The 22,329-nt window shown below is 70.2% G+C and carries 21 protein-coding genes; 9 read left to right on the forward strand and 12 right to left on the reverse strand.

Annotation, left to right across the window (positions count from 1 at the left end; all coding sequences use genetic code 11):
- Positions 1-160 precede the first annotated feature (160 nt).
- Positions 161-2,263, forward strand: coding sequence for a PQQ-binding-like beta-propeller repeat protein (locus ACFY30_RS09710; RefSeq protein ID WP_390844736.1), 2,103 nt, complete (start codon positions 161-163; stop codon positions 2,261-2,263).
- 254 nt (positions 2,264-2,517) lie between these two features.
- Positions 2,518-3,225 (forward strand): LuxR C-terminal-related transcriptional regulator, encoded by a 708-nt coding sequence (locus ACFY30_RS09715; RefSeq protein ID WP_390844604.1) that lies wholly within the window; start codon positions 2,518-2,520, stop codon positions 3,223-3,225.
- 126 nt (positions 3,226-3,351) lie between these two features.
- Here ACFY30_RS09715 and ACFY30_RS09720 read toward each other — a convergent pair whose 3' ends face one another.
- Entirely contained in the window at positions 3,352-3,723 is a 372-nt protein-coding gene (locus ACFY30_RS09720; protein ID WP_390844605.1) for a hypothetical protein, read from the reverse strand.
- 43 nt (positions 3,724-3,766) lie between these two features.
- Positions 3,767-5,455, reverse strand: coding sequence for a sodium:solute symporter family protein (locus ACFY30_RS09725; protein WP_390844606.1), 1,689 nt, complete (start codon positions 5,453-5,455; stop codon positions 3,767-3,769).
- A gap of 118 nt (positions 5,456-5,573) precedes the next feature.
- Here ACFY30_RS09725 and galT point away from each other — a divergent pair, with 118 nt between their 5' ends.
- The 3 genes from galT to galK are packed head-to-tail and all read left to right on the forward strand — an operon-like array spanning position 5,574 to position 8,754.
- Entirely contained in the window at positions 5,574-6,635 is a 1,062-nt protein-coding gene (gene galT / locus ACFY30_RS09730) for a galactose-1-phosphate uridylyltransferase (RefSeq protein ID WP_390844607.1), read from the forward strand.
- The gene (gene galE, locus ACFY30_RS09735) at positions 6,632-7,600 is read left to right on the forward strand and encodes a UDP-glucose 4-epimerase GalE (RefSeq protein ID WP_390844608.1); all 969 of its coding nucleotides are present in this window, start codon (positions 6,632-6,634) and stop codon (positions 7,598-7,600) included. Before galT ends, galE begins: the two co-directional genes overlap by 4 nt.
- Positions 7,600-8,754 (forward strand): galactokinase, encoded by a 1,155-nt coding sequence (galK, locus tag ACFY30_RS09740; protein ID WP_390844609.1) that lies wholly within the window; start codon positions 7,600-7,602, stop codon positions 8,752-8,754. Before galE ends, galK begins: the two co-directional genes overlap by 1 nt.
- Positions 8,755-8,814: 60 nt before the next feature.
- Here galK and ACFY30_RS09745 read toward each other — a convergent pair whose 3' ends face one another.
- Positions 8,815-9,270 (reverse strand): GNAT family N-acetyltransferase, encoded by a 456-nt coding sequence (locus ACFY30_RS09745; protein WP_390844737.1) that lies wholly within the window; start codon positions 9,268-9,270, stop codon positions 8,815-8,817.
- Between the two features lie 270 nt (positions 9,271-9,540).
- Here ACFY30_RS09745 and ACFY30_RS09750 point away from each other — a divergent pair, with 270 nt between their 5' ends.
- Positions 9,541-10,344 carry a LuxR C-terminal-related transcriptional regulator gene (locus tag ACFY30_RS09750; protein WP_390844610.1) on the forward strand — a complete coding sequence of 268 codons (804 nt, stop codon included), beginning with the start codon at positions 9,541-9,543 and terminating at the stop codon, positions 10,342-10,344.
- Here the strand turns inward: ACFY30_RS09750 and ACFY30_RS09755 are convergent.
- On the reverse strand, positions 10,303-10,800 hold the full coding sequence (locus ACFY30_RS09755) for a MarR family winged helix-turn-helix transcriptional regulator (RefSeq protein ID WP_057600602.1): 498 nt from the start codon (positions 10,798-10,800) through the stop codon (positions 10,303-10,305). The two genes, ACFY30_RS09750 and ACFY30_RS09755, sit on opposite strands and share 42 nt — an antisense overlap.
- Before the next feature lie 89 nt (positions 10,801-10,889).
- On the opposite strand from ACFY30_RS09755, the gene ACFY30_RS09760 reads away from it, so the two are divergent.
- Both ACFY30_RS09760 and ACFY30_RS09765 read left to right on the forward strand, forming a co-directional pair.
- Entirely contained in the window at positions 10,890-11,690 is an 801-nt protein-coding gene (locus ACFY30_RS09760; RefSeq protein WP_390844611.1) for a trans-aconitate 2-methyltransferase, read from the forward strand.
- A 62-nt stretch (positions 11,691-11,752) separates the two neighbouring features.
- Positions 11,753-11,926, forward strand: a complete 174-nt coding sequence (locus tag ACFY30_RS09765) for a CsbD family protein (RefSeq protein ID WP_390659096.1) — start codon at positions 11,753-11,755, stop codon at positions 11,924-11,926.
- A gap of 69 nt (positions 11,927-11,995) precedes the next feature.
- Here ACFY30_RS09765 and ACFY30_RS09770 read toward each other — a convergent pair whose 3' ends face one another.
- Positions 11,996-12,682, reverse strand: a complete 687-nt coding sequence (locus tag ACFY30_RS09770; protein ID WP_390659095.1) for a TetR family transcriptional regulator — start codon at positions 12,680-12,682, stop codon at positions 11,996-11,998.
- Positions 12,679-13,689 (reverse strand): acyl-CoA desaturase, encoded by a 1,011-nt coding sequence (locus tag ACFY30_RS09775; RefSeq protein WP_390844612.1) that lies wholly within the window; start codon positions 13,687-13,689, stop codon positions 12,679-12,681. Before ACFY30_RS09775 ends, ACFY30_RS09770 begins: the two co-directional genes overlap by 4 nt.
- 317 nt (positions 13,690-14,006) lie before the next feature.
- On the opposite strand from ACFY30_RS09775, the gene ppc reads away from it, so the two are divergent.
- A complete protein-coding gene (ppc, locus tag ACFY30_RS09780; RefSeq protein ID WP_390844614.1) occupies positions 14,007-16,748 on the forward strand; it encodes a phosphoenolpyruvate carboxylase in 2,742 nt (913 codons plus the stop codon).
- 78 nt (positions 16,749-16,826) lie between these two features.
- Here ppc and ACFY30_RS09785 read toward each other — a convergent pair whose 3' ends face one another.
- From ACFY30_RS09785 to glmU, 6 genes are all read right to left on the reverse strand, one after another.
- The gene (locus ACFY30_RS09785) at positions 16,827-17,504 is read right to left on the reverse strand and encodes an LPXTG cell wall anchor domain-containing protein (RefSeq protein WP_390844615.1); all 678 of its coding nucleotides are present in this window, start codon (positions 17,502-17,504) and stop codon (positions 16,827-16,829) included.
- 134 nt (positions 17,505-17,638) lie between these two features.
- Complete coding sequence (locus ACFY30_RS09790) at positions 17,639-18,172, reverse strand: hypothetical protein (RefSeq protein ID WP_390844616.1); 534 nt, start codon at positions 18,170-18,172, stop codon at positions 17,639-17,641.
- A 42-nt stretch (positions 18,173-18,214) separates the two neighbouring features.
- Positions 18,215-18,817: an aminoacyl-tRNA hydrolase gene (gene pth / locus ACFY30_RS09795; protein WP_390844617.1), complete on the reverse strand. Its 603-nt coding sequence runs from the start codon at positions 18,815-18,817 to the stop codon at positions 18,215-18,217.
- Between the two features lie 121 nt (positions 18,818-18,938).
- On the reverse strand, positions 18,939-19,535 hold the full coding sequence (locus tag ACFY30_RS09800) for a 50S ribosomal protein L25/general stress protein Ctc (RefSeq protein ID WP_390844618.1): 597 nt from the start codon (positions 19,533-19,535) through the stop codon (positions 18,939-18,941).
- A gap of 228 nt (positions 19,536-19,763) precedes the next feature.
- Complete coding sequence (locus ACFY30_RS09805) at positions 19,764-20,738, reverse strand: ribose-phosphate diphosphokinase (protein WP_390659088.1); 975 nt, start codon at positions 20,736-20,738, stop codon at positions 19,764-19,766.
- 134 nt (positions 20,739-20,872) lie between these two features.
- Positions 20,873-22,318 carry a bifunctional UDP-N-acetylglucosamine diphosphorylase/glucosamine-1-phosphate N-acetyltransferase GlmU gene (gene glmU / locus ACFY30_RS09810; RefSeq protein WP_390844619.1) on the reverse strand — a complete coding sequence of 482 codons (1,446 nt, stop codon included), beginning with the start codon at positions 22,316-22,318 and terminating at the stop codon, positions 20,873-20,875.
- Positions 22,319-22,329 lie beyond the last annotated feature (11 nt).

Consider the following 22,329-nt stretch of genomic DNA (forward strand, 5'->3'; position numbering starts at 1 on the left):
GGACACCCCGCCTCGGGACACCCAGCCCCAGGGCTCCCCGTCCCAGGGTGGCCCGTCCCAGGGTGGCCACGGCACCTCGCAGTCCAGGCCGCCGGTGCCGCCTGCCCCGCCCGAGGGCCCGCAGCTCAGCAAGAACCCCGGCGGCCCCATGCCGCACCAGATGGCCAACGCGGCCCAGGTCGCCCAGAACTTCCAGGCGGCACAGGCGGCACAGGCCGCGCAGGCGGGCCAGCCCGGCCGGCCGGCCCCGGCCGGCCACGCACCGCAGGGGGCTCAGCCCGGTCAGCCCGGTCCGGCGGGTCAGGAAGGCCACCCGGGCCAGGCGGCCCCGGGCAGTCAGGCAACCCAGCCGGCCCCGGCCGGTCCGGCAGCGCAGGGGGCCCAGCCTGCTCAGGCGGGGCAGGAAAGCCACCCGGGCCAGGCCGCCCCGGCGGCCCCGGCCGGTCAGGCAACTCCGGCCTCCCAGCCCCAGCCTCAGCCTCAGCCGGGCTACGGCTTCCCGCAGGCGTCTCCGCCCGCCGGGCCGCCCCAGCCCGGTTACGGCCACCCCCAGGCCCCCGGGGCCCCGCAGCCCCCTCAGGCCCAGCCTTCCCAGGCCCCGCAGCCTCCGCAGCCGCCCCAGGGGTACGGCTACCCCGCGCCCCCCTCGCAGCAGGCCGCGCAGCCGCCCGCGTACGGTCAGCAGCCCGGATACGGCCCCGGGGGGCAGCCGGGTTACGGCTACCCGGGGCAGCCCGGTGCGCCGGCCCAGCCGGGTTACGGCTACCCGGGGCAGCCGGGCTACCCGGGTCACCCCACCGTCCCCCTGCAGCCGCAGCACTCCGCCCCCGCCGGCGGGCGGAGGATGAACGCCTCGATGGTGATCATCGTCGCGGCGGTCGCGGCCATCGCGCTGATCATCGGTGGCGGCGTCTGGTACTCGAAGTCCTCCGGCGGCGACGGCAAGAACGACGGCCCCACGGCCTCCGGCGGCACCGACGGCGGCGGGCAGGGCACCGCCAAGGGCAGTGAGAAGGTGCCCGCCGACCCCGGCGCCGAGGCCCTCTTCCAGGTGCCGATGCCCACGGTCGCCAAGGACGACAGCATGGCCGTGGACGGCTCCTGGCTGACCGACAAGGCGTACGTGAAGACCGGTGTCGCCGAGATCGTCGGTTACGACCGCGACAAGGGCACCGAGCTGTGGACGGTCAAGCTGCCCGGCCCGGTCTGCGCGGCGAGCCGCCAGACCAACGAGGACGGGCGGACCGCGATCGTCTTCCAGCCGAAGATGCCCCCGAAGGACTCCACGGCCGGCTGTTCCCAGGTCGCGGCCATCGACCTGAACGCGGGCCGGCAGCTGTGGACGAAGACCGTCAACTCCGGTGACGACCTGATCGACTTCGACAACGTCACGGTCAGCGCGAACACGGTCGCCGTGGGCAGCACCGACGGCGGCGCCGCCTTCGACGTCGCCACCGGCAAGCAGCTCTGGGCGCCCAAGACGTCCGACACCTGCTACGACGCCGGTTACGGCGGCGGTGCCAAGCTGGTCGCGGTGCGCAAGTGCGGTTCCTACGACGCGCCGCAGCTGCACATCCAGACCATCGACCCGGCCTCCGGGAAGGTGCTGTCCGAGTACAAGATGGCCACCGACATCGAGTACGCGGGCGTCGTCTCGACGGACCCGCTGGTCGTGGCCGCCGACGTCGGCGACAGCGCCGGTGACGGCAGCGGCATCTCGGACTTCTTCTCCATCGACAACAAGACCGGCGAGCTGCGCACCCGTATCTCGGCACCGGGCGACGCGTACGCGGCCGAGTGCGACAGCATCGACCTGCCCGAGGCGTGCCGGGGCCTGGCCGTCGGCAACGACCGCCTCTACATCGCGACCGAGGAGCACGACGCCACCGACGGCGGCAACGTCAACGAGATCGTCGCCTTCGACCTCGGCACGGGCAAGCAGACCGGCCAGCGCGCCGACTCCGGGGCCGACTACACCCTCTACCCGCTGCGGATGGACGGCGGCAACGTGATCGCGTACAAGGAGCCGCCCTACGACAAGGGCGGACAGGTCGTCAGCATCGACGGCACCTCGTTCAAGCAGGCCACGCTGCTGGAGATCGCGGACTCGGAGGAGGCGCGGGAGATGGAGAGCAGCATGTCCGCCGCGTACTCGGAGATCCTCTACTCCCAGGGCCGGCTGTACCTGGCTGACACCTACGCCGACGAGACCAGCGCCGGTGACACGGCGTACCTGGCGATCGCCTTCGGCACCGCAGGCTGACCGCGCACGACACCCCGTCCTGTCGTACGGACGAACGGCCCCGCCCCTGCTCAGGGGTGGGGCCGTGCACTTACCGCTCATCACCCTCGAATGCGAGGAATTTCGGCGATCCGGGCACTTCTCGCCGGTAGGGGGAGCGCAACGTCGAACAAGCGTGTAGCTTCCGGGGGCATGAAGGACGGGGTGCCGGGGGGCACCTTTTGTCTGTTGTGCCAGGTCTGTTGGGTTCCGTGGGGGGACTGGGGGGTTGCTCGATGGGAGTGCGGCTGATGGTGGTCGACGACCACCGCCTGCTCGCCGAGGCGCTGGCCTCGGCGCTGAAACTGCGGGGGCACCGGGTGCTCGCGGCCGCGGCCCCCGCCGCCGGCGCGGCCGAGCTGGTGATCACCCGGGCGCCCGAGGTGTGCCTGCTGGGGACGGCGGCCCCGGCCGAGCCCGGCATCTTCGACCCGGTGGTCCGCATCAAGCGGGAGCGTCCGCAGGTGGCGGTCCTGGTGCTGGGCCCGGTCCCGAGCCCCCGGGGCATCGCCGCCGCCTTCGCCGCGGGTGCCTCCGGTTACGTACGCCACGACGAGCGCATCGAGGGCGTCGAGCGGGCGATCATGAAGGCGAGGGCGGGTGAGGCGGCGGTGGCCCCCCAGCTGTTGCAGGGAGCGTTCGGTGAACTCCTGAACCCGGCGGCCCAGCCGGACGACGAGGGCCAGCGGCTGCTGCAGATGCTGACCCCGCGCGAGGTCGAGGTCCTGGTCCGCGTGGCCGACGGCGAGGACACCCGGCTCATCGCCGCCGGCATGGGCATCGCCCCCTCCACGGCCCGCACCCATGTCCAGCGCGTCCTGATGAAGCTGGGCGTCGGCTCCCGCCTGGAGGCCGCGGCCCTGGCGGCCCGGACAGGCCTCCTGGACCGCGCGGGCCCCCTCCCGCACATGTCCCGGCCCACGGGGTCCGGCCCGCAGGCGTAGGGCGCCCGGGACCCGGAACCCGACGGCGGGGAAGGAGACACCGCGCGGGCCGGCGGGCAGCCGGCCGCGGCGGGGCTGCTCGACGCGCACAGGCGGGCGGGACCGTTCGCGGAACCCCGACCCGTTCTACTCGGGGGAGACGTGGTCCTCCGGCAGCGGCAGCGGGGACGCCGGCGGGGCCGCCGGCCTCAGCCACAGCCACACCAGGAAGAAGATGCCCAGGGCCAGCATCCCCAGGCCCGTCCAGAGGTTGATGTTGATCCCCTGGGCCTTGTCGATCTCCGCGTCGCTGTCGGTCAGGCCGGTGATCGTGACGATGACGCCGTACAGCACGAACAGGCCGCCGATGATGCGGCGCAGGTCGAAGATGCGGGCCGCGGTCGCGGACTTCTCCTCCAGCTCGGTGACCTCGCGCTGGACGTCGGCCTCGCTGTACCCGGCGCGTCGCAGCCGCTCGGCCGCCTCCGCACGCTGTTCGGGTTCGAATTGCTCGGACATGGTCTTTCCATCCTCCCTCGGTACGCGTGACGCGCGCCCGGGATCAGAACGAGAACGGGATGTAGCAGGCGGCGGCCAGGATCACGGCTCCCCAGCCCAGCAGCGCCGGCTTGCGGTACCAGGCGTCGTCGCCCTTCGCCGGCGGCTCGGCCATGCCGGGGGAGGTGGTGCCGTAGACCAGGCCCTGGAGTTCCCCGGCCGGCTTCGGGGCGGTGAACAGGGAGACCGCCACCATCACCACCGCACCCGCCACGAAGCCCGCGATCGCCGAGACGAAGTTCGCGCCCTGGTCGGTGGGGATGCCGATGACGTCCTGCTTGTAGAGGACGAAGTAGTTGACCATCGCCGCCGTGGTGCCGGCCAGCAGGCCCCAGAAGCCCGACTTCTTCGACGCCCGCTTCCAGAACATGCCGACGATGAAGACCACGAACATCGGGACGTTGAAGAAGCTGAACAGCGTCTGCAGGTAGCTCATGATGTTCGAGAACGACGACGCCAGGAACGCCGTGCCGATCGAGGCGACGACGCCGATCGCCGTGATCAGCCGGCCGAAGCGGACGTAGTACGCGTCCTCGCGGCCCCGCTCCACGTACCTGCCCCAGATGTCGTTGGTGAACACCGTGTTGAAGGACGAGATGTTGGCCGCCATGCCCGCCATGAAGGCCGCGAGGAGGCCGGTCACGGCGATGCCCAGTACGCCGTTGGGCAGCAGGTTCTCCATCAGGTACGGGATGGCGTCGTTGTACTGGTAGCCCGACTTCTCGGTGCCGAACCCGGGGACCACGGCCGCGGCGACCAGGCCCGGGATCATCACCAGGAACACGATGAAGATCTTGGGGTACGCGGCGATCAGCGGGGTGCGCTGGGCCGCCGACAGGTTCCTCGCCGACAGGGCGCGCTGCACCTCCGCGAAGTTCGTCGTCCAGTAGCCGAAGGAGAGGACGAATCCGAGGCCCAGCACGATCGTCAGCCAGTTCGCGCCCAGCGGGTTGGCGCTGCCGATGCCCGTGCCGCCCCAGGCGGTGACGAAGTTGTCGCCGTGGGTCGCGGTCAGCTTGTCCGACAGGCCGTCCCAGCCACCGACCTTCTTCAGGCTCAGCACCACGATCGGGATGAGGGCCGCCAGGATCACGAAGAACTGGAGCACCTCGTTGTAGATCGCCGAGGACAGGCCGCCCAGGGTGATGTACGCCAGGACGAAGAAGCCGGCGACCACGATCGCCACCCACTGCGGCCAGCCCAGCAGGGCCTCGACGACGATCGCCAGCGCGTACAGGTTGACGCCGGCGATGAGGATCGCCGCGAAGGCGAAGAGGAGCGAGCTCAGCAGGTGAGCCCCCTTGTCGAAGCGCAACAGCAGGAACTCGGGCACGGAGCGGACCTTGCTGCCGTAGTAGAACGGCATCATCACCAGGCCCAGGAACACCATCGCCGGGATGGCGCCGATCCAGTACCAGTGCACGGTGTACGCGCCGTACTGCGCGCTGTTCGCCGCCATGCCCAGGATCTCGGTGGCGGCCAGGTTGGCCGAGATGAAGGCGAGGCCGGTGATCCAGGCGGGCAGTGAGCGCCCCGAGAGGAAGAAGTCGAGGCTGGTCTTCACCGATCTGCGCGCGGCGAAGCCGATGCCCAGGACGACGACGAAGTAGATGGCGAGGATCGTGTAGTCGAGTGCGTTCGTGGGGAGCCGCAGCTCGGCCGCCAGGCGCACGGAGTCTGTGGGGGTCTGCATCCGGAGCTCACCTTGTCTGGTGGTCTTTGTTTGGTTGTGGGGGGTTACTTCCTGAGCGTGTTTATGTTTCTATGTGTTCGGTTCTGTTTGAAGTCTTACTTGGCAATGGAGTGTCGCGGTGAAGAAGACCTCGACCCGGCTGGCCGACGGTCGTGAGCTGATCTATTACGACCAGCGGGACGACTCGGTGCGTGACGCGGTGGACCGGCGCCCGCTGGACCCCACGGTCACCACGTCGGAGGTACGCCGGGACCCGCTGCTGGGCGACTCTGTCGCGATCGCCTCGCACCGGCAGGGGCGCACCTACCATCCGCCGGCCGACGAATGTCCCCTGTGCCCCTCCCAGGGCGAGCGGCTCAGCGAGATCCCGGACTCGTCGTACGACGTCGTCGTCTTCGAGAATCGTTTCCCCTCCCTGGCCGGCGACTCCGGGCGCTGCGAGGTGGTCTGCTTCACCTCCGACCACGAGGCGTCCTTCGCCGATCTGACCGAGGAACAGGTGCGACTCGTCCTGGACGCGTGGACGGACCGGACGTCCGAACTGTCGCATCTGCCCTCCGTTGAACAGGTGTTCTGCTTCGAGAACCGCGGTGCCGAGATCGGTGTGACCCTGGGTCACCCGCACGGGCAGATCTACGCCTACCCGTTCACCACCCCGCGCACCGCCCTGATGCTGCGTTCAGTCGCCTCGCACAAGGAGGCGACCGGTGGGGAGAACCTCTTCGACGCCGTCCTGGAGCGTGAACTCGCCGACGACCGGGTCGTCCTGGAGGGTGAACACTGGGTCGCCTTCGTGCCCTACGCGGCGCACTGGCCCTACGAGGTGCACCTGTACCCGAAGCGCCGCGTCCCCGACCTGCTCGGGCTCGACGAGGACGCGCGCACAGAGTTCCCCAAGGTCTACCTGGAACTCTTGAGGCGCTTCGACCGTATCTTCGGTGAAGGTGAACCGCCCACGCCCTACATCGCCGCCTGGCACCAGGCCCCGTTCGGCGCGCTGGAGGAGTTCGACGGCGTCAACCGCGACGACTTCGCACTCCACCTCGAGCTTTTCACCATCCGCCGGACGTCCGGCAAGCTGAAGTTCCTCGCGGGCTCCGAATCAGGCATGAACGTCTTCATCAACGACGTGCCGCCGGAGCGCGCGGCCGAGCGACTGCGAGAGGTAGCGAGTTCATGAGCGGGAAGTACCTGGTCACCGGAGGCGCCGGCTACGTCGGCAGCGTCGTCGCCCAGCATCTGCTGGAGGCGGGCAACGAGGTCGTCGTCCTCGACAACCTGACCACCGGCTTCCGCGAGGGCGTCCCGGCGGGCGCCGCCTTCATCGAGGGCGACATCCGCGACGCCGCCAAGTGGCTCGACGCCTCCTTCGACGCCGTCCTCCACTTCGCCGCGTCCTCGCAGGTCGGCGAGTCCGTCGTGCAGCCGGAGAAGTACTGGGACAACAACGTCGGCGGCACCATGGCCCTCCTCGCCGCCATGCGCGAGGCCGGCGTGCGCAGGCTCGTCTTCTCCTCCACCGCCGCCACCTACGGCGAGCCGGAGCAGGTCCCGATCGTCGAGACCGCCCCGACCAGGCCGACCAACCCCTACGGCGCCACCAAGCTCGCCGTCGACCACATGATCACCGGTGAGGCGGCCGCCCACGGCCTGGGCGCGGTCTCGCTCCGCTACTTCAACGTCGCCGGCGCCTACGGCCGGCAGGGCGAGCGCCACGACCCCGAGTCCCACCTCATCCCGCTCGTCCTCCAGGTCGCCCAGGGCCGCCGCGAGGCCATCTCCGTCTACGGCGACGACTACCCGACCCCGGACGGCACCTGCGTCCGCGACTACATCCACGTCGCCGACCTCGCCGAGGCCCACCTGCTCGCCCTGAAGGCCGCCGAGCCCGGCGAACACCTCGTCTGCAACCTCGGCAACGGCAACGGCTTCTCCGTCCGCGAGGTCATCGAGACCGTCCGCGAGGTCACCGGCCACCCGATCCCCGAGGTCGTGGCCCCCCGTCGCGGCGGCGACCCGGCCGTCCTGGTCGCCTCGGCGGACACCGCCCGCGAACGGCTGGGCTGGAACCCGTCCCGCGCGGACCTCGCGGGAATCGTCGCGGACGCCTGGGAGTTCGCGCAGCACATCGCAAGGGAGCAGTAGTGGGGGCACAGGAAGTGCGCGAGGCCTTCGTCGAGTTGTACGGCGCGGAGCCCGAAGGCGTCTGGGCGGCGCCCGGGCGCGTCAACCTCATCGGCGAGCACACCGACTACAACGACGGCTTCGTGATGCCCTTCGCGCTGCCGCACCAGGCGCTCGCGGCGGTCTCCCGGCGCGCGGACGGCGTCCTGCGCCTGCACTCGTCCGGCATCGAGGGCGGCGTGGCCGAGCTCCGCCTGGACGACCTCGCCCCGGAGTCGGACGACGACTGGACGGCGTACCCGGCCGGTGTCGTCTGGGCGCTGCGCGAGGCCGGCCACCCGGTCACCGGCGCGGACATCCATCTGACCTCGACCGTCCCGACCGGCGCGGGCCTGTCCTCGTCGGCGGCCCTGGAGGTCGTCGTCGCACTCGCGCTGAACGACCTGTACGACCTCGGCCTGCAGCGCTGGCAGCTGGCCCGCCTGTGCCAGCGCGCCGAGAACGTCTACGTCGGTGCCCCCACCGGCATCATGGACCAGACCGCGTCCGCCTGCTGCGAGAGCGGCCACGCCCTGTTCCTGGACACCCGCGACCTCTCCCAGAAGCAGATCCCCCTGGACCTGGCCGCCGAGGGCATGCGTCTGCTGGTGGTGGACACCCAGGTCAAGCACGCCCACAGCAACGGCGAGTACGGCAAGCGCCGCGCCGGCTGCGAGAAGGGCGCGGCCCTGCTGGGCGTCGACGCCCTGCGGGACGTCCCGTACGCCGGCCTGGACGCGGCCCTGGCCCGTCTCGGCGACGAGGAGGAGGTCCGCCGCCTCGTCCGGCACGTCGTGACGGAGGACGAGCGCGTCGAACGCATGGTGCGCCTGCTGGAGTCCGGTGACACCCGCGCCATCGGCCCGGTCCTCACCGAGGGCCACGCCTCGCTGCGCGACGACTTCCGGGTCTCCTGCCCCGAACTGGACCTCGTCGTCGACACCGCCGTCGCCGCCGGCGCCCTCGGCGCCCGCATGACCGGCGGCGGCTTCGGCGGCTCGGCGATCGTCCTCGCCGACGCCACCGACGTCGACACCCTCACCAAGGCCATCGGGGAAGCCTTCGCCGCGGCGGGCCACACGGCCCCCCGCGTCTTCGAGGCGGTGCCTTCGGCGGGAGCCCGCCGGCTCGGCTGAGCGGTTCTGCGGTTCTCCGCGGATCCGGGGTGGGGCGGGGTCTCCGAGGAGTTCCCCGCCTCACCCCAGTCTTTTCGTCAGCGTGTACTCCGTGATCCCCGGCGGGTAGTCCTCGATCACGCACACCACCTCGTATCCCAGCCGCCGGTAGAAGTCCGGGGCCTGGAAGTCCCAGGTCTCCAGGCGCACGCGGAGACAGCCGCGTTCCTCGGAGGCGACGCGTTCCGCCTCGGCGAGGAGGCGGGTGCCCAGGCCCGTGCCGCGGTGGCGTTCGTCGACCCAGAGGTAGGCGACGTGCAGCCAGGTCGTCCAGGTGTGGCCGACCAGGCCGCCGGCCAGGTCGCCGGTGGCGTCCGAAGCCCACACGTGCAGCGGGCTCTCGCGTTCGGCGGGCGTGCCGCGCAGGGCCCGAAGGACCGGGGAGGCCGCGGTGTTGGTGTCACGGAGCCGCGAACGGAGAAGATCGCGCCGAGTCCTGTCGACTTCTGTCTCAAGACGAAACATGCGGCACACCATAAACGCCCTGGCCAACCAGTTCTGCGTTTTTCCTTCCGCTGTCCGCCCACAGCCCTACCCTGATGAACAGCACCGGTGGGGGCCGGTGCTGATCAGGGGGCGAGACAGTCGGGTACGGCGCCCGAAGTGGGGGTAGCAGTCTCTGCACGGCGGCGGCCGTGCGGTAGCCCGCATCCCCTCCGGGTGTCGTACCCGCGCCGGTCGTCGTTCTCCGTCTTCGGACCTTGGGGTATCCCCGGCTCCGGCAAGGAGCTTGGGGAAGGGGGTTTCGTGGTTCGCATCCGAGTCCTGGTCGTCGACGACCACCGCATCTTCGCCGAGTCGCTCGCCGCGGCGCTCGCCGCCGAGCCCGACGTCGACGTCTCCGCGGCCGGCAGCGGCCCGGCGGCGCTGCGCAGCCTGGAGCGCGCGGCCGCCGAGGGGCGCCGCTACGACGTGCTGCTCGTCGACGCCGACCTGGGCGCCGGCCTGGGAGGCGGGCCGGCCGGCGCTCCGGGCGGTGCGCTGCCGGGCATACGGCCCGCCGTGCCCGTGCAGGAGGTGGGGGAGGACGGGCTCGTCGACGGGATCTCGCTGGTCACCGGGGTGCGTGCCGCGCAGCCCCAGGTCCGGGTCGTGGTCCTCGCCGAGAAGGACGACCCGCGCCGCGCGGCCCTCGCCCTGCAGGCCGGTGCGTCCGGCTGGGTGGCGAAGGACTGCTCGCTCTCCCGGCTGCTGAGCGTCATCCGCGGGGTGCTGCGCGAGGAGACCCATCTGCCTCCCGCCCTGCTCACCGGTGTGCTGCGGGAGCTGACGGCCGCCCGCAAGCACCGCACCGAGAGCGAGCGGCTGGTCGAGTCCCTCACCCCGAGGGAGCGGGAAGTGCTCCGGTGCATGGTCGCGGGGCTGGGGCGCAAGGCCGTCGCCGAGCGCCTCTTCCTCTCCCCGCACACCGTCCGCACCCATATGCAGAACGTCCTGGGCAAGCTGGGCGTCCACTCGACGCTCGCCGCGGTCGCCCTGGCCCGCCGCGCCGGGGTCGGCCCCGCCGACCTAGCCGGGGATGTTGTCGAACGGGGCGGTCAGCTGGCGTAGCAGGCCCGCCAGTTCACCGCGCTGGGCGTGCGAGAGCTCGGCCAGGATCGCCCGCTCCTGGTCGAGCAGTCCGGCGAGCGCCTGGTCGGCCCGGTCCTTGCCGTCGTCCGTGAGACGGACGAGCACACCGCGCCGGTCGCTCGGGTCCGGCAGCCGCTCCACCAGGCCCTTCTTCGCGAGCCGGTCGATGCGGTTCGTCATCGTGCCCGAGGTCACCAGCGTCTGCGTCAGCAGCTGCCCCGGTGAGAGCTGGTACGGGGCACCCGCGCGCCGCAGCGCCGTCAGGACGTCGAACTCCCAGGGCTCCAGCTGGTGCTCGGAGAACGCCAGCCGGCGCGCCCGGTCCAGGTGCCGGGCCAGTCTGCTCACCCGGCTGAGCACTTCGAGCGGCTCCACGTCGAGGTCCGGGCGCTCCCGGCGCCACGCTGCGACCAGCCGATCGACCTCGTCCTCCATGGCGATCAGTGTAGTGGTTGTGTCGACATGAAGTCTCTTGATGTCGAGTCTCTTGACGTCGAGATAAATCCTGGGGGAAGGTGACGACCATGACCACCAACCCTTCCTGGGACCCCGCCCAGTACCTGCGGCACGCCGGCCACCGCGCCCGCCCCTTCGCCGACCTCCTCGCCCGCGTCCCCGACCTGCCCGGCGACCCGCCCCGCATCGCCGACCTCGGATGCGGCCCCGGCAACGTCACCGCCGTCCTCGCCGAGCGCTGGCCCACCGCCCGCATCACCGGCTACGACAACTCCCCCCGGATGCTCGCCGACGCCCAGGCGCACGCCGGTGCGCACCTCGACTTCGCCTACGCCGACCTGACCACCTGGACACCCGACGAGACCTACGGCCTCCTCATCTCCAACGCCGCCCTCCACTGGGTTCCCGGCCACCTCGACGCCCTCCCCGCCTGGCTCGACGGCCTCGCTCCCGGCGGCACCCTCGCCTTCCAGGTCCCCCACAACATCGACGCCCCCCTGCACGCCCTCATGCGTGAACTCGGCAACACACCCCGCTGGAAGCCCCGCCTCGGTGATGTCCTGCGCCACGAGGACTCCGTGCACACCCCCGGCGTCTACCTCGACCGCCTCGCCCGCCTCGGCTGCGCCACCGACGTCTGGACCACCACGTACCACCACGTCCTCCAGGGCGAGGACCCCGTCCTCGACTGGGTCAAGGGCACCGGCCTGCGCCCCGCCCTCGACGCCCTCGCCGACGACCCCGAGGCCCGCGACACCTTCGTCGCCGAGTACCGCGACCTGCTCCGCGAGGCCTACCCGAGCCACGCCTACGGCACGGTCCTGCCGTTCCGCCGGCTGTTCGCCGTGGCCGTGAAGCGCGGTGTTTGAGCAGACCGCACAGGGTCACCCGGGGTGACACCACAGTCGTACGGGGCCGGGAGTGATCCAGAGTGGCGAAGGAACAGAAGGGCAAGGCCAAGAAGGAACAGATCAAGGGCAAGGTCAAGGAAGTCCTGGGCCGTGCCACGGGCGACGCGAGGATGGAGTCCAAGGGCCGCGGCGGGCAGTCCAAGGGCGACGCGCGCCAGGCCAAGGAGAAGATGAAGGACGTCTTCAAGCACTGACGAGCCCGGCACCCGAGGGCCCCGCCCACCGGCGGGGCCCTCGGCACGCCCGGCTCGCGGTGACCCGTGTCAGCTCTTGCGGTGACCTATCAGCCGGGGCTTCTGCTCCAGCCCGTCCAGCCCGTGCCACGCCAGATTCACCAGATGCGCCGCCACCTCCGCCTTCTTCGGACGGCGCACGTCCAGCCACCACTGCCCGGTCAGCGCCACCATCCCCACCAGCGCCTGCGCATACAGCGGGGCCAGCTTCGGATCGAAGCCACGGCTCTTGAACTCACGGCCCAGGATGTCCTCCACCTGCGTCGCGATGTCCGAGATCAGCGAGGCGAACGTACCCGTCGACTGCGGGATCGGCGAGTCCCGGACCAGGATCCGGAAACCGTCCGTGTACTCCTCGATGTAGTCCAGGAGGGCGAACGCCGCCTGCTCGCACAGCTCCCGCGGGTGACCGGCGGTGAGGGAACTGGTCACCATGTCCAGCAGCCGCCGCATCTCGCGGTCCACGACGACCGCGTACAGCCCCTCCTTGCCGCCGAAGTGCTCGTACACCACCGGCTTGGACACCCCGGCCTTCGCCGCGATCTCCTCCACCGACGTGCCTTCGAAACCTTTCGCCGCGAACAGGGTGCGACCGATCTCGAGGAGCTGCTGGCGGCGCTCGGCACCGGTCATACGGGTGCGGCGAGCGCGCCGAGGCTTCGCTTCGCTGCTCGGACTGGGAGTACTGCTGGAGTCGGTCGCCACGGCGTCAATCATGCCGCCTTCGCGGTCGCCTTCCGGCGCCGGGAGCCGCCCTCACCCGTGTTGCGGCGCGAATCGATACGCGAGCGTGACGGCCAGCGCACGTCGTACGCCCACCCGAACATCTCGAACCAGCGGATCAGACGGGCGGAGGAGTCGATCTGCCACCGCTCCACCCCGTGCCGCGCCGACGTCGGGTCCGCGTGATGCAGGTTGTGCCAGGACTCGCCGCACGACAGGACCGCCAGCCACCAGACGTTGCCGGAGCGGTCCCGCGACTTGAACGGCCGCCTGCCCACCGCGTGACAGATCGAGTTGATCGACCAGGTCACATGGTGCAGAAGCGCCACCCGCACCAGCGACCCCCAGAAGAACGCCGTGAAAGCACCCCACCAGGACATCGTCACCAGACCGCCCACCAGCGGCGGGATCAGCAGCGACACCACCGTCCACAGCACGAACTGACGCGAGACCGCCCGGATCGCCCTGTCCTTGATCAGATCCGGCGCGTACTTGTCCTGCGGCGTCTGCTCCTCGTCGAACATCCAGCCGATGTGCGCCCACCACAGGCCCTTCATCAGTGCCGGAACCGTCTCACCGAACCGCCACGGCGAATGCGGGTCGCCCTCGGCGTCCGAGAACCTGTGGTGCTTGCGGTGGTCCGCCACCCAGCGGACCAGCGGCCCCTCCACCGCCAGCGATCCCATCACCGCCAGCGCGATCCGAAGCGGCCGCTTCGCCTTAAACGAACCGTGCGTGAAGTAGCGGTGGAAACCGATCGTGATGCCGTGGCAGCCGAGGAAGTACATGAAGACCAGCAGGCCGAGGTCCAGCCAGCTCACCCCCCACCCCCAGGCCAGCGGCACCGCCGCCAGCAGCGCGAGGAACGGGACGGTGATGAAGAGAAGAAGAGTGAGCTGCTCCACCGAACGCTTCTGCTCACCACCGAGCGTCGCGGAGGGCAGCGGAGCGCCGTCGTTCGCCTGCGGGGCGTCGTCGATCACATCGGAGCTCGTGGTCATGGGCGTCCCCTGGGGGGTTCGAGGGTTGTGGCAGTGCGCCGGGTCACGGGTACCTCACGCGGTCGGCTTCATAACAGCTTCCTACGGTTCCGTAACCTACGGCATCGTAAGTATGTCAGTGCGCTGCCCGGCGGCACGAGCCCGAAAGTCTGCGCGTCCCGCCCGCCACCTATCCTTGAAGACGGTCGGACAGCGCGGTCCGCTCTGTTTTCTTCCCGGATGTCCGGCCCGTATGCGGCGCCCCGCCGCCCGGACGGCCCCGGGCCCCGTCCCAGACGAGCCTCAGACGAGCTTCAACACTGCAAGGAGCCGCACCTGTGAGCAGTGCCGACGACCAGACCGTTTCCACGGCGACCACCAGCAACGAGCTGCGTGCCGACATCCGCCGGCTGGGTGACCTCCTCGGGGAGACCCTCGTCCGGCAGGAGGGCCCCGAGCTGCTCGACCTGGTCGAAAAGGTCCGCCGCCTCACCCGCGAGGACGGCGAGGCCGCCGCCGAGCTGCTGCGCGGCACCGAACTGGAGACCGCGGCCAAGCTGGTCCGCGCCTTCTCCACCTACTTCCACCTCGCGAACGTCACCGAGCAGGTCCACCGCGGCCGCGAACTGCGCGCCAGGCGCGCCGCCGAGGGCGGCCTCCTCGCCCGCACCGCCGACCGCCTCAAGGACGCCGACCCCGAACACGTCCGCGAAACAGTCCGCCACCTGAACGTGCGCCCCGTGTTCACGGCACACCCCACCGAAGCCGCGCGCCGGTCGGTACTCAACAAGCTCCGGCGCATCGCCGCGCTTCTGGAGACCCCCGTCATCGACTCCGACCGCCGGCGCCACGACACGCGCCTCGCCGAGAACATCGACCTCGTCTGGCAGACCGACGAGCTGCGCGTCGCACGCCCCGAACCCGCCGACGAGGCCCGCAACGCCATCTACTACCTCGACGAACTCCACGCCAACGCCGTCGGAGACGTCCTGGAGGACCTCACCTCGGAACTGGAACGCGTCGGCGTCACCCTCCCCGACGACACGCGCCCCCTCACCTTCGGCACCTGGATCGGCGGCGACCGCGACGGCAACCCCAACGTCACCCCCCAGGTCACCTGGGACGTCCTCATCCTCCAGCACGAACACGGCATCAACGACGCCCTGGAGACGATCGACGAACTCCGCGGCTTCCTCTCCAACTCCATCCGCTACACCGGCGCCACCCAGGAACTCCTGGACTCCCTCCAGGACGACCTCGAGCGCCTCCCCGAGATCAGCCCCCGCTACAAGCGCCTCAACGCCGAAGAGCCCTACCGCCTCAAGGCCACCTGCATCCGGCAGAAGCTGGAGAACACCAAGCAGCGCCTCGCCAAGGGCACACCCCACGAGCCGGGACGGGACTACCTCGGCACCAGCGAGCTCCTGGCCGACCTCACGCTCGTCCAGACCTCCCTGCGCGCCCACCGCGGCGGCCTCTTCGCCGACGGCCGGATGAACCGCACCATCCGCACCCTCGCCGCCTTCGGCCTCCAGCTCGCCACCATGGACGTCCGCGAACACGCCGACGCCCACCACCACGCCCTCGGCCAGCTCTTCGACCGCCTCGGCGAGGAATCCTGGCGCTACGTGGACATGCCCCGCGAATACCGCACGAAGCTGCTCGCGAAGGAACTGCGCTCCCGCCGCCCGCTCGCCCCCACCCCCGCACCCGTCGACGCCGCCGGCGAGAAGACCCTCGGCGTCTTCCTCACCGTCAAGCGGGCCCTGGAGGTCTTCGGACCCGAGGTCATCGAGTCCTACATCATCTCCATGTGCCAGGGCGCCGACGACGTCTTCGCCGCGGCGATCCTCGCCCGCGAGGCCGGCCTGATCGACCTGCACGCCGGCTGGGCGAAGATCGGCATCGTCCCCCTGCTGGAGACCACGGACGAACTCAAGGCCGCCGACACCATCCTGGAGGAGATGCTCTCCGACCCCTCCTACCGGCGCCTCGTCGCCCTGCGCGGGGACGTCCAGGAAGTCATGCTCGGCTACTCCGACTCCTCCAAGTTCGGCGGCATCACCACCTCCCAGTGGGAGATCCACCGCGCCCAGCGCCGGCTGCGCGACGTCGCCCACCGCTACGGCGTCCGCCTCCGCCTCTTCCACGGCCGCGGCGGCACCGTCGGCCGCGGCGGCGGCCCCTCCCACGACGCGATCCTCGCCCAGCCCTGGGGCACCCTCGAAGGCGAGATCAAGGTCACCGAGCAGGGCGAGGTCATCTCCGACAAGTACCTCATCCCCTCCCTCGCCAGGGAGAACCTGGAACTGACGGTCGCCGCCACGCTCCAGGCCTCCGCCCTGCACACCGCCCCCCGCCAGTCCGACGAGGCCCTCGCCCGCTGGGACGCCGCCATGGACGTGGTCAGCGACGCCGCCCACGCGGCCTACCGCGCCCTGGTCGAGGACCCGGACCTGCCGACGTACTTCCTCGCGTCGACGCCGGTGGACCAGCTCGCCGACCTGCACCTGGGCTCCCGGCCCTCCCGCCGCCCCGGCTCCGGCGTCTCGCTCGACGGACTGCGCGCCATCCCCTGGGTCTTCGGCTGGACCCAGTCCCGGCAGATCGTCCCCGGCTGGTACGGCGTCGGCTCCGGCCTCAAGGCCCTGCGCGAAGCCGGCCTGGACACCGTCCTGGACGAGATGCACGAGCAGTGGCACTTCTTCCGCAACTTCGTCTCCAACGTCGAGATGACCCTCGCCAAGACCGACCTGCGGATCGCCCAGCACTACGTCGACACCCTGGTCCCCGACGACCTCAAGCACGTCTTCGACCGCATCAAGGCCGAACACGCGCTCACCGTCGCCGAAGTCCTCAAGATCACCGGTGAGCGCGAACTGCTCGACGCCACCCCCGCCCTCAAGCAGACCTTCAGCATCCGCGACGCCTACCTCGACCCCATCTCCTACCTCCAGGTCACGCTGCTCAAGCGCCAGCGCGACGCGGCCGCCGCCGGAGCCGAACCCGACCCCCTCCTCGCCCGCGCCCTCCTCCTCACCGTCAACGGTGTGGCGGCGGGCCTGCGCAACACCGGCTGAACCGGGCCGCACAGCACGAACGGGGGTGCCCCCGAGCCTCGAACCGGCTCGGGGGCACCCCCTCGTTCATGCCCCGCGTCAGGCCCTGCGCCGACGCACCACCAGATAACCGCCGGCACCCACCAGCACCGCCGCGACCGCGGCCAGAGCGCCGACCGGCGCACCGTTGCCCGTCTCGGCCAGACCGCCGCTGCCGCCCTGCGGAGTCGACGCCGACGACGGGGTCGAACCCGCCGAACCCGACGGCTCGGCCGACGCCGAGACCGAGGAACTCGGCGAGGCCGACGACGAAGGAGACGCGGACGACGACGCCGAGACCGAACCCGACGGCGACGGAGAGGAACCGCCGCCGCCCTCGTCCTCGCAGTCCACCTTGAACACCTTGTGCTTCGCGGCCCCGTTCTCACCGTCGAAGTTCCAGAACAGCTTGTACTGGCCGTCGGGCAGCGACATGTCCTGCGTCCGGCCGTGACCGTCCGCGTCCAGCGTGATGGAGCCGGACTTGACCGTATCGCCCTTGTCGACGTCGTTGTCCGCCCAGGCCTCGATGTGCCAGCCGACCTGCTGCAGGCCGTCGAAACCGAAGGCGTCCAGATAGAACGAGCAGACCTTCGGCTCGTCGCGCTGGTCGTACTCGCCGGTGGAGGAGTTGTGGGTCTTCACATCGCCGTTGTCGCCTTTGGCCGCATGAGCGGCGGGAGCCAGCAGCAGAGCCGCCGACGCCGCGACGGCGACGGCGCGCATGAGGGTACGCATGGGGCAGTCCATCTTCGAGTGACGAAAGGGAAGATGTGGAGGGGGCGGCTCAGCTTCCATCCCGCACTGACCACCGGTCAATCACGAACAGACAACAGATGGGATCTCCACAAGAACAGAGGCCCGTAACCCACTCAGATCGCCATAAACGCGGCCGTCATCAACGCCACCCCCGACCCCGCCAGCAACCACCCCACCCGCGGACGCCCCAGCCCGCCCGCCACCACGACCGACGCGAGCAACAAGGCACCACCGAACGGCACCCACGCGTACAGCACACCCGCCGGCCCGGACCGCACCACCTCATCACCGTCCGGCTTCACCACCACCGTGTACGTCCGCCCCTTCCGCACCGCCACCGACTTCTCGATCACCACCCGCGACCGCGCCGTCGACCCCGCCGACAACGGCGAGTACGGCCCCCAGCACATCTCCTCGCCGCACCGCGTCACCTCGACCGTGCCGTGCTCCCGCCCCTTCGTCAGCATCACCTGCTGCGCCGTACCCCACGAACCCCACACCCCGGCGAACAGGATCAACACCGCCACCCCACCCATCGCCGCCAGCCGTCCGCACCGCAACGCGACGACGGAGGCCCGACGGGCCCTGGGCGAGCCACCCTTACGGCGGTGGGAGCGGGCTGCTGTGGCAGGCATGGCCGGGATCATTGGCCATGCCTGAACGGCCCGTCAACCTGGACGGGTGACAAGTCAGGAGTTGTACGTACTCTGCGCCCGCTCCAGCCCCTCGATCACCAGACACTCCACCGCATCCGCGGCCCGGTCCACGAAGTAGTCCAGCTCCTTGCGCTCCGCCGACGCGAAATCCTTCAGCACGAAGTCCGCCACCGGCATACGCCCCGGAGGACGCCCGATCCCGAACCGCACCCGGTGATAATCCGCACCGAACGCCTTCGTCATCGACTTCAGACCGTTGTGCCCGTTGTCCCCGCCCCCCAGCTTCAGCCGCAGCGCGCCGTAATCGATGTCCAACTCGTCATGCACGGCCACGATGTTCGCCACCGGCACCTTGTAGAAGTCCCGCAGCGCGTTCACCGGCCCACCCGACACATTCATGAACGACATCGGCTTCACCAGGATCACCCGCCGGTTCCCCGGCCCCGGCGGCCCGATCCGCCCCTCCACCACCTGAGCCTGCGCCTTCCCCGCCCGCTTGAACCTCCCTCCGATCCGCTCGGCCAGCAGATCGGCCACCATGAAACCGACGTTGTGGCGGTTACCGGCATACTCCGGCCCCGGATTGCCGAGGCCGGCGATCAGCCAGGGGGCATTGGCAGGGGTGGTCACGTCCAAGTCTCCTTACGCGCCAGCCGCCGTTCCCCGAAGAGAACGGCGGCTGAGGTAACTACCGCTGTGGGTGGGCACGGCCCGCACCGCCGGGCACCGCGGAAGCGGGCCCGGCGACAGCCCGGGCTCAGGCCTCCGCGGCCTCTTCGCCCTCGGCGGCCTCGCCCTCCGGGGCCTCCTCCGCCTGCGCGGCCAGGACCTGCAGAACGACCGCGTCCTCGTCCACCGCCAGCGTGGTGCCCTTCGGCAGCGTGATGTCCTTGGCGAGCACCGAGGCACCGGCCTGCAGGCCCTCCACCGACACCGTGACCGCCTCGGGGATGTGCGTGGCCTCCGCCTCGACCGGCAGCGCGTTCAGCACGTGCTCCAGCAGGTTGCCACCGGCCGCCAGCTCGCCCTCGGTGTGCACCGGGATCTCGACCGTGACCTTCTCGCCGCGCTTGACCAGCTGCAGGTCGACGTGCTCCAGGAAGCCCTTGATCGGGTCACGCTGCACGGACTTCGGGATCGCCAGCTCGCTCGTCTTGCCGTCGATGTCCAGAGAGATCAGGACGTTCGGCGTACGCAGCGCCAGCAGCAGCTCGTGGCCCGGAAGCGTCAGGTGCAGCGGGTCCGAACCGTGACCGTACAGAACACCCGGAACCTTGCTGTCACGACGGATACGACGGGCCGCACCCTTGCCGAACTCGGTACGGGTCTCGGCGGTGAGCTTCACCTCGGACATATTGATCACTCCTCGTAGGAAACGCGAACGACAGGTCGGTCACCCGGCCACGAACGGCCTGCTACGAAGAGCGCGTCGATAACGGACCGCCGTACACCCCGCTGAGAAACGGGCTACGGCCTCCCTCGCCGAGCAACCTGAGCAGTCTACTCGGCAGGGGAGGCCGCAGAAAAGTTGACCTTGAACGCCCTACCGGCGCACACGATCAGGCAGACGCGGTCACACGGCTCACTGCTCGTCGAACAGGCTCGTCACCGAACCGTCCTCGAACACCTCACGCACCGCACTCGCGATCGTCGGCGCGATCGACAGCACCGTGATCTTGTCCAGTTCCAGCTCACCCGGCGTCGGCAGCGTGTTCGTGAAGACGAACTCACTCACCTTCGAGTTCTTCAACCGGTCCGCCGCCGGACCCGACAGCACACCGTGCGTCGCCGTCACGATGACGTCCTCCGCACCGTGCGCGAACAGCGCGTCGGCAGCGGCACAGATCGTGCCACCCGTGTCGATCATGTCGTCCACCAGGACACAGACACGACCCTTGACCTCGCCCACGACCTCGTGGACCGTCACCTGGTTCGCCACGTCCTTGTCACGCCGCTTGTGCACGATCGCCAGCGGCGCACCCAGACGGTCGCACCACCGGTCGGCCACCCGCACCCGGCCGGCGTCCGGAGACACCACCGTCAGCTTCGCGCTGTCCACCTTGCTGCCCACATAGTCCGCCAGCAGCGGCAGCGCGAACAGATGATCCACCGGACCGTCGAAGAAGCCCTGGATCTGGTCCGTGTGCAGATCCACCGTGAGAATCCGGTCCGCACCCGCCGTCTTCATCAGATCCGCGATCAGACGCGCCGAGATCGGCTCACGCCCACGGTGCTTCTTGTCCTGCCGCGCATACCCGTAGAACGGCACGATGACCGTGATCGAACGCGCCGAAGCCCGCTTCAGCGCATCGATCATGATCAACTGCTCCATGATCCACTTGTTGATCGGGGCCGTGTGGCTCTGGATCAGGAAACAGTCCGCACCGCGCGCAGACTCCTGATAACGGACATAGATCTCACCGTTGGCGAAGTCGAAGGCCTTCGTCGGGACGACCCCGACCCCCAGCTGGTGGGCGACCTCCTCGGCAAGCTCGGGGTGGGCGCGGCCGGAGAAGAACATCAACTTCTTCTCGCCGGTCGTCTTGATCCCGGTCACAGCACTGTCTCCTCAGAGGTGTCTCAGCCAAGTGTCGAGAGACCCCGCCGCTGGGCGCGACGCGGCCGTCTCAGCTGGTTGGGTGCGGGTGTGCACTTATCACGGTACGCCGTGTCCGACGCACGTGTTTCCGGTCAGTCCTCGCTCTCGCCCTGGCGAGAGGCCGCCTCGGCAGCCTTCGCCGCCGCGCTCCCCGGACGCTTACGAGCCACCCAACCCTCGATATTCCGCTGCTGACCGCGGGCCACGGCCAGCGAACCGGGCGGCACATCCTTCGTGATCACGGAGCCGGCAGCGGTGTACGCGCCGTCCCCCACCGTGACAGGAGCCACAAACATGTTGTCCGAACCCGTACGACAGTGCGACCCCACCGTCGTGTGGTGCTTGTCCTGTCCGTCATAGTTCACGAACACGCTCGCCGCACCGATGTTCGAGTACTCACCGATCGTCGCGTCACCGACATACGAGAGGTGCGGGATCTTCGTCCCCTCCCCGATGGAGGCGTTCTTCGTCTCCACATACGTACCGATCTTGCCCTTCGCACCCAGCCGGGTACCCGGACGGAGATAGGCGTACGGCCCCACACTCGCCCCCGGACCGATCTGCGCGGAGACGGAGACCGTGTTGTCGACCCGAGCCCCCGCACCGACCGCCGTGTCCCTCAGCCGGCTGTTCGGACCCACCTCCGCGCCCTCACCGAGATGCGTCGAGCCGTGCAACTGCGTGCCCGGATGGACAACGGCGTCCTGCTCGAAGGTCACCGTCACGTCGACCCAGGTGGTCGCCGGGTCGATCACCGTGACACCGGAGAGCATGGCGGCGGTCAGCAGCCGGTCGTTCAGAATCCGGCGCGCCTCGCTCAACTGCACCCGGTTGTTGATACCGGCGATCTCACGGTGATCGGCGGCCACGGAAGCCCCCACCCGGTGCCCGGCCTCGCGAAGGATCCCCAGGACGTCCGTGAGGTACTCCTCACCCTGACTGTTGTCGGTACGCACCTTCTTCAACGCGTCCGCGAGCAGCGCCCCGTCGAAGGCGAAGACACCGGAATTGATCTCACGGATCGCCCGCTGCTCATCGGAGGCGTCCTTGTGCTCCACGATCCCGGTCACGGCACCGGAGCCGTCCCGCACGATCCGCCCGTACCCCGTCGCGTCCGGCACCTCGGCGGACAGCACGGTCACCGCGTTGCCGTCGGAGTGATGAGCCGCCGCGAGCGCCGAGAGGGTCGCGCCGGTGAGCAGCGGGGTGTCACCGCACACCACGACGACCGTCCCCTCGACCCCGCCGCCGAGCTGCTCCAGAGCGATACGGACGGCGTGCCCGGTGCCGTTCTGCTCCTCCTGCACGGCCGTCCGCACGGACGCGTCGACCTCCGCCAGATGAGCCGTGACCTTCTCACGGGCGTGCCCGACGACCACGACCAGGTTCTCGGGGTCCAACTCACGCGCGGCGGCCAGCACATGCCCGACGAGGCTGCGCCCGCACAGCTCGTGCAGGACCTTCGGTGTGGCCGACTTCATACGGGTGCCCTCACCCGCTGCGAGAACGACGACGGCTGCCGGGCGAATGGCGCTCACGGAAGTTGCCC

The sequence above is a fragment of the Streptomyces sp. NPDC000345 genome (assembly GCF_042898825.1).
GTDB lineage: Bacteria > Actinomycetota > Actinomycetes > Streptomycetales > Streptomycetaceae > Streptomyces.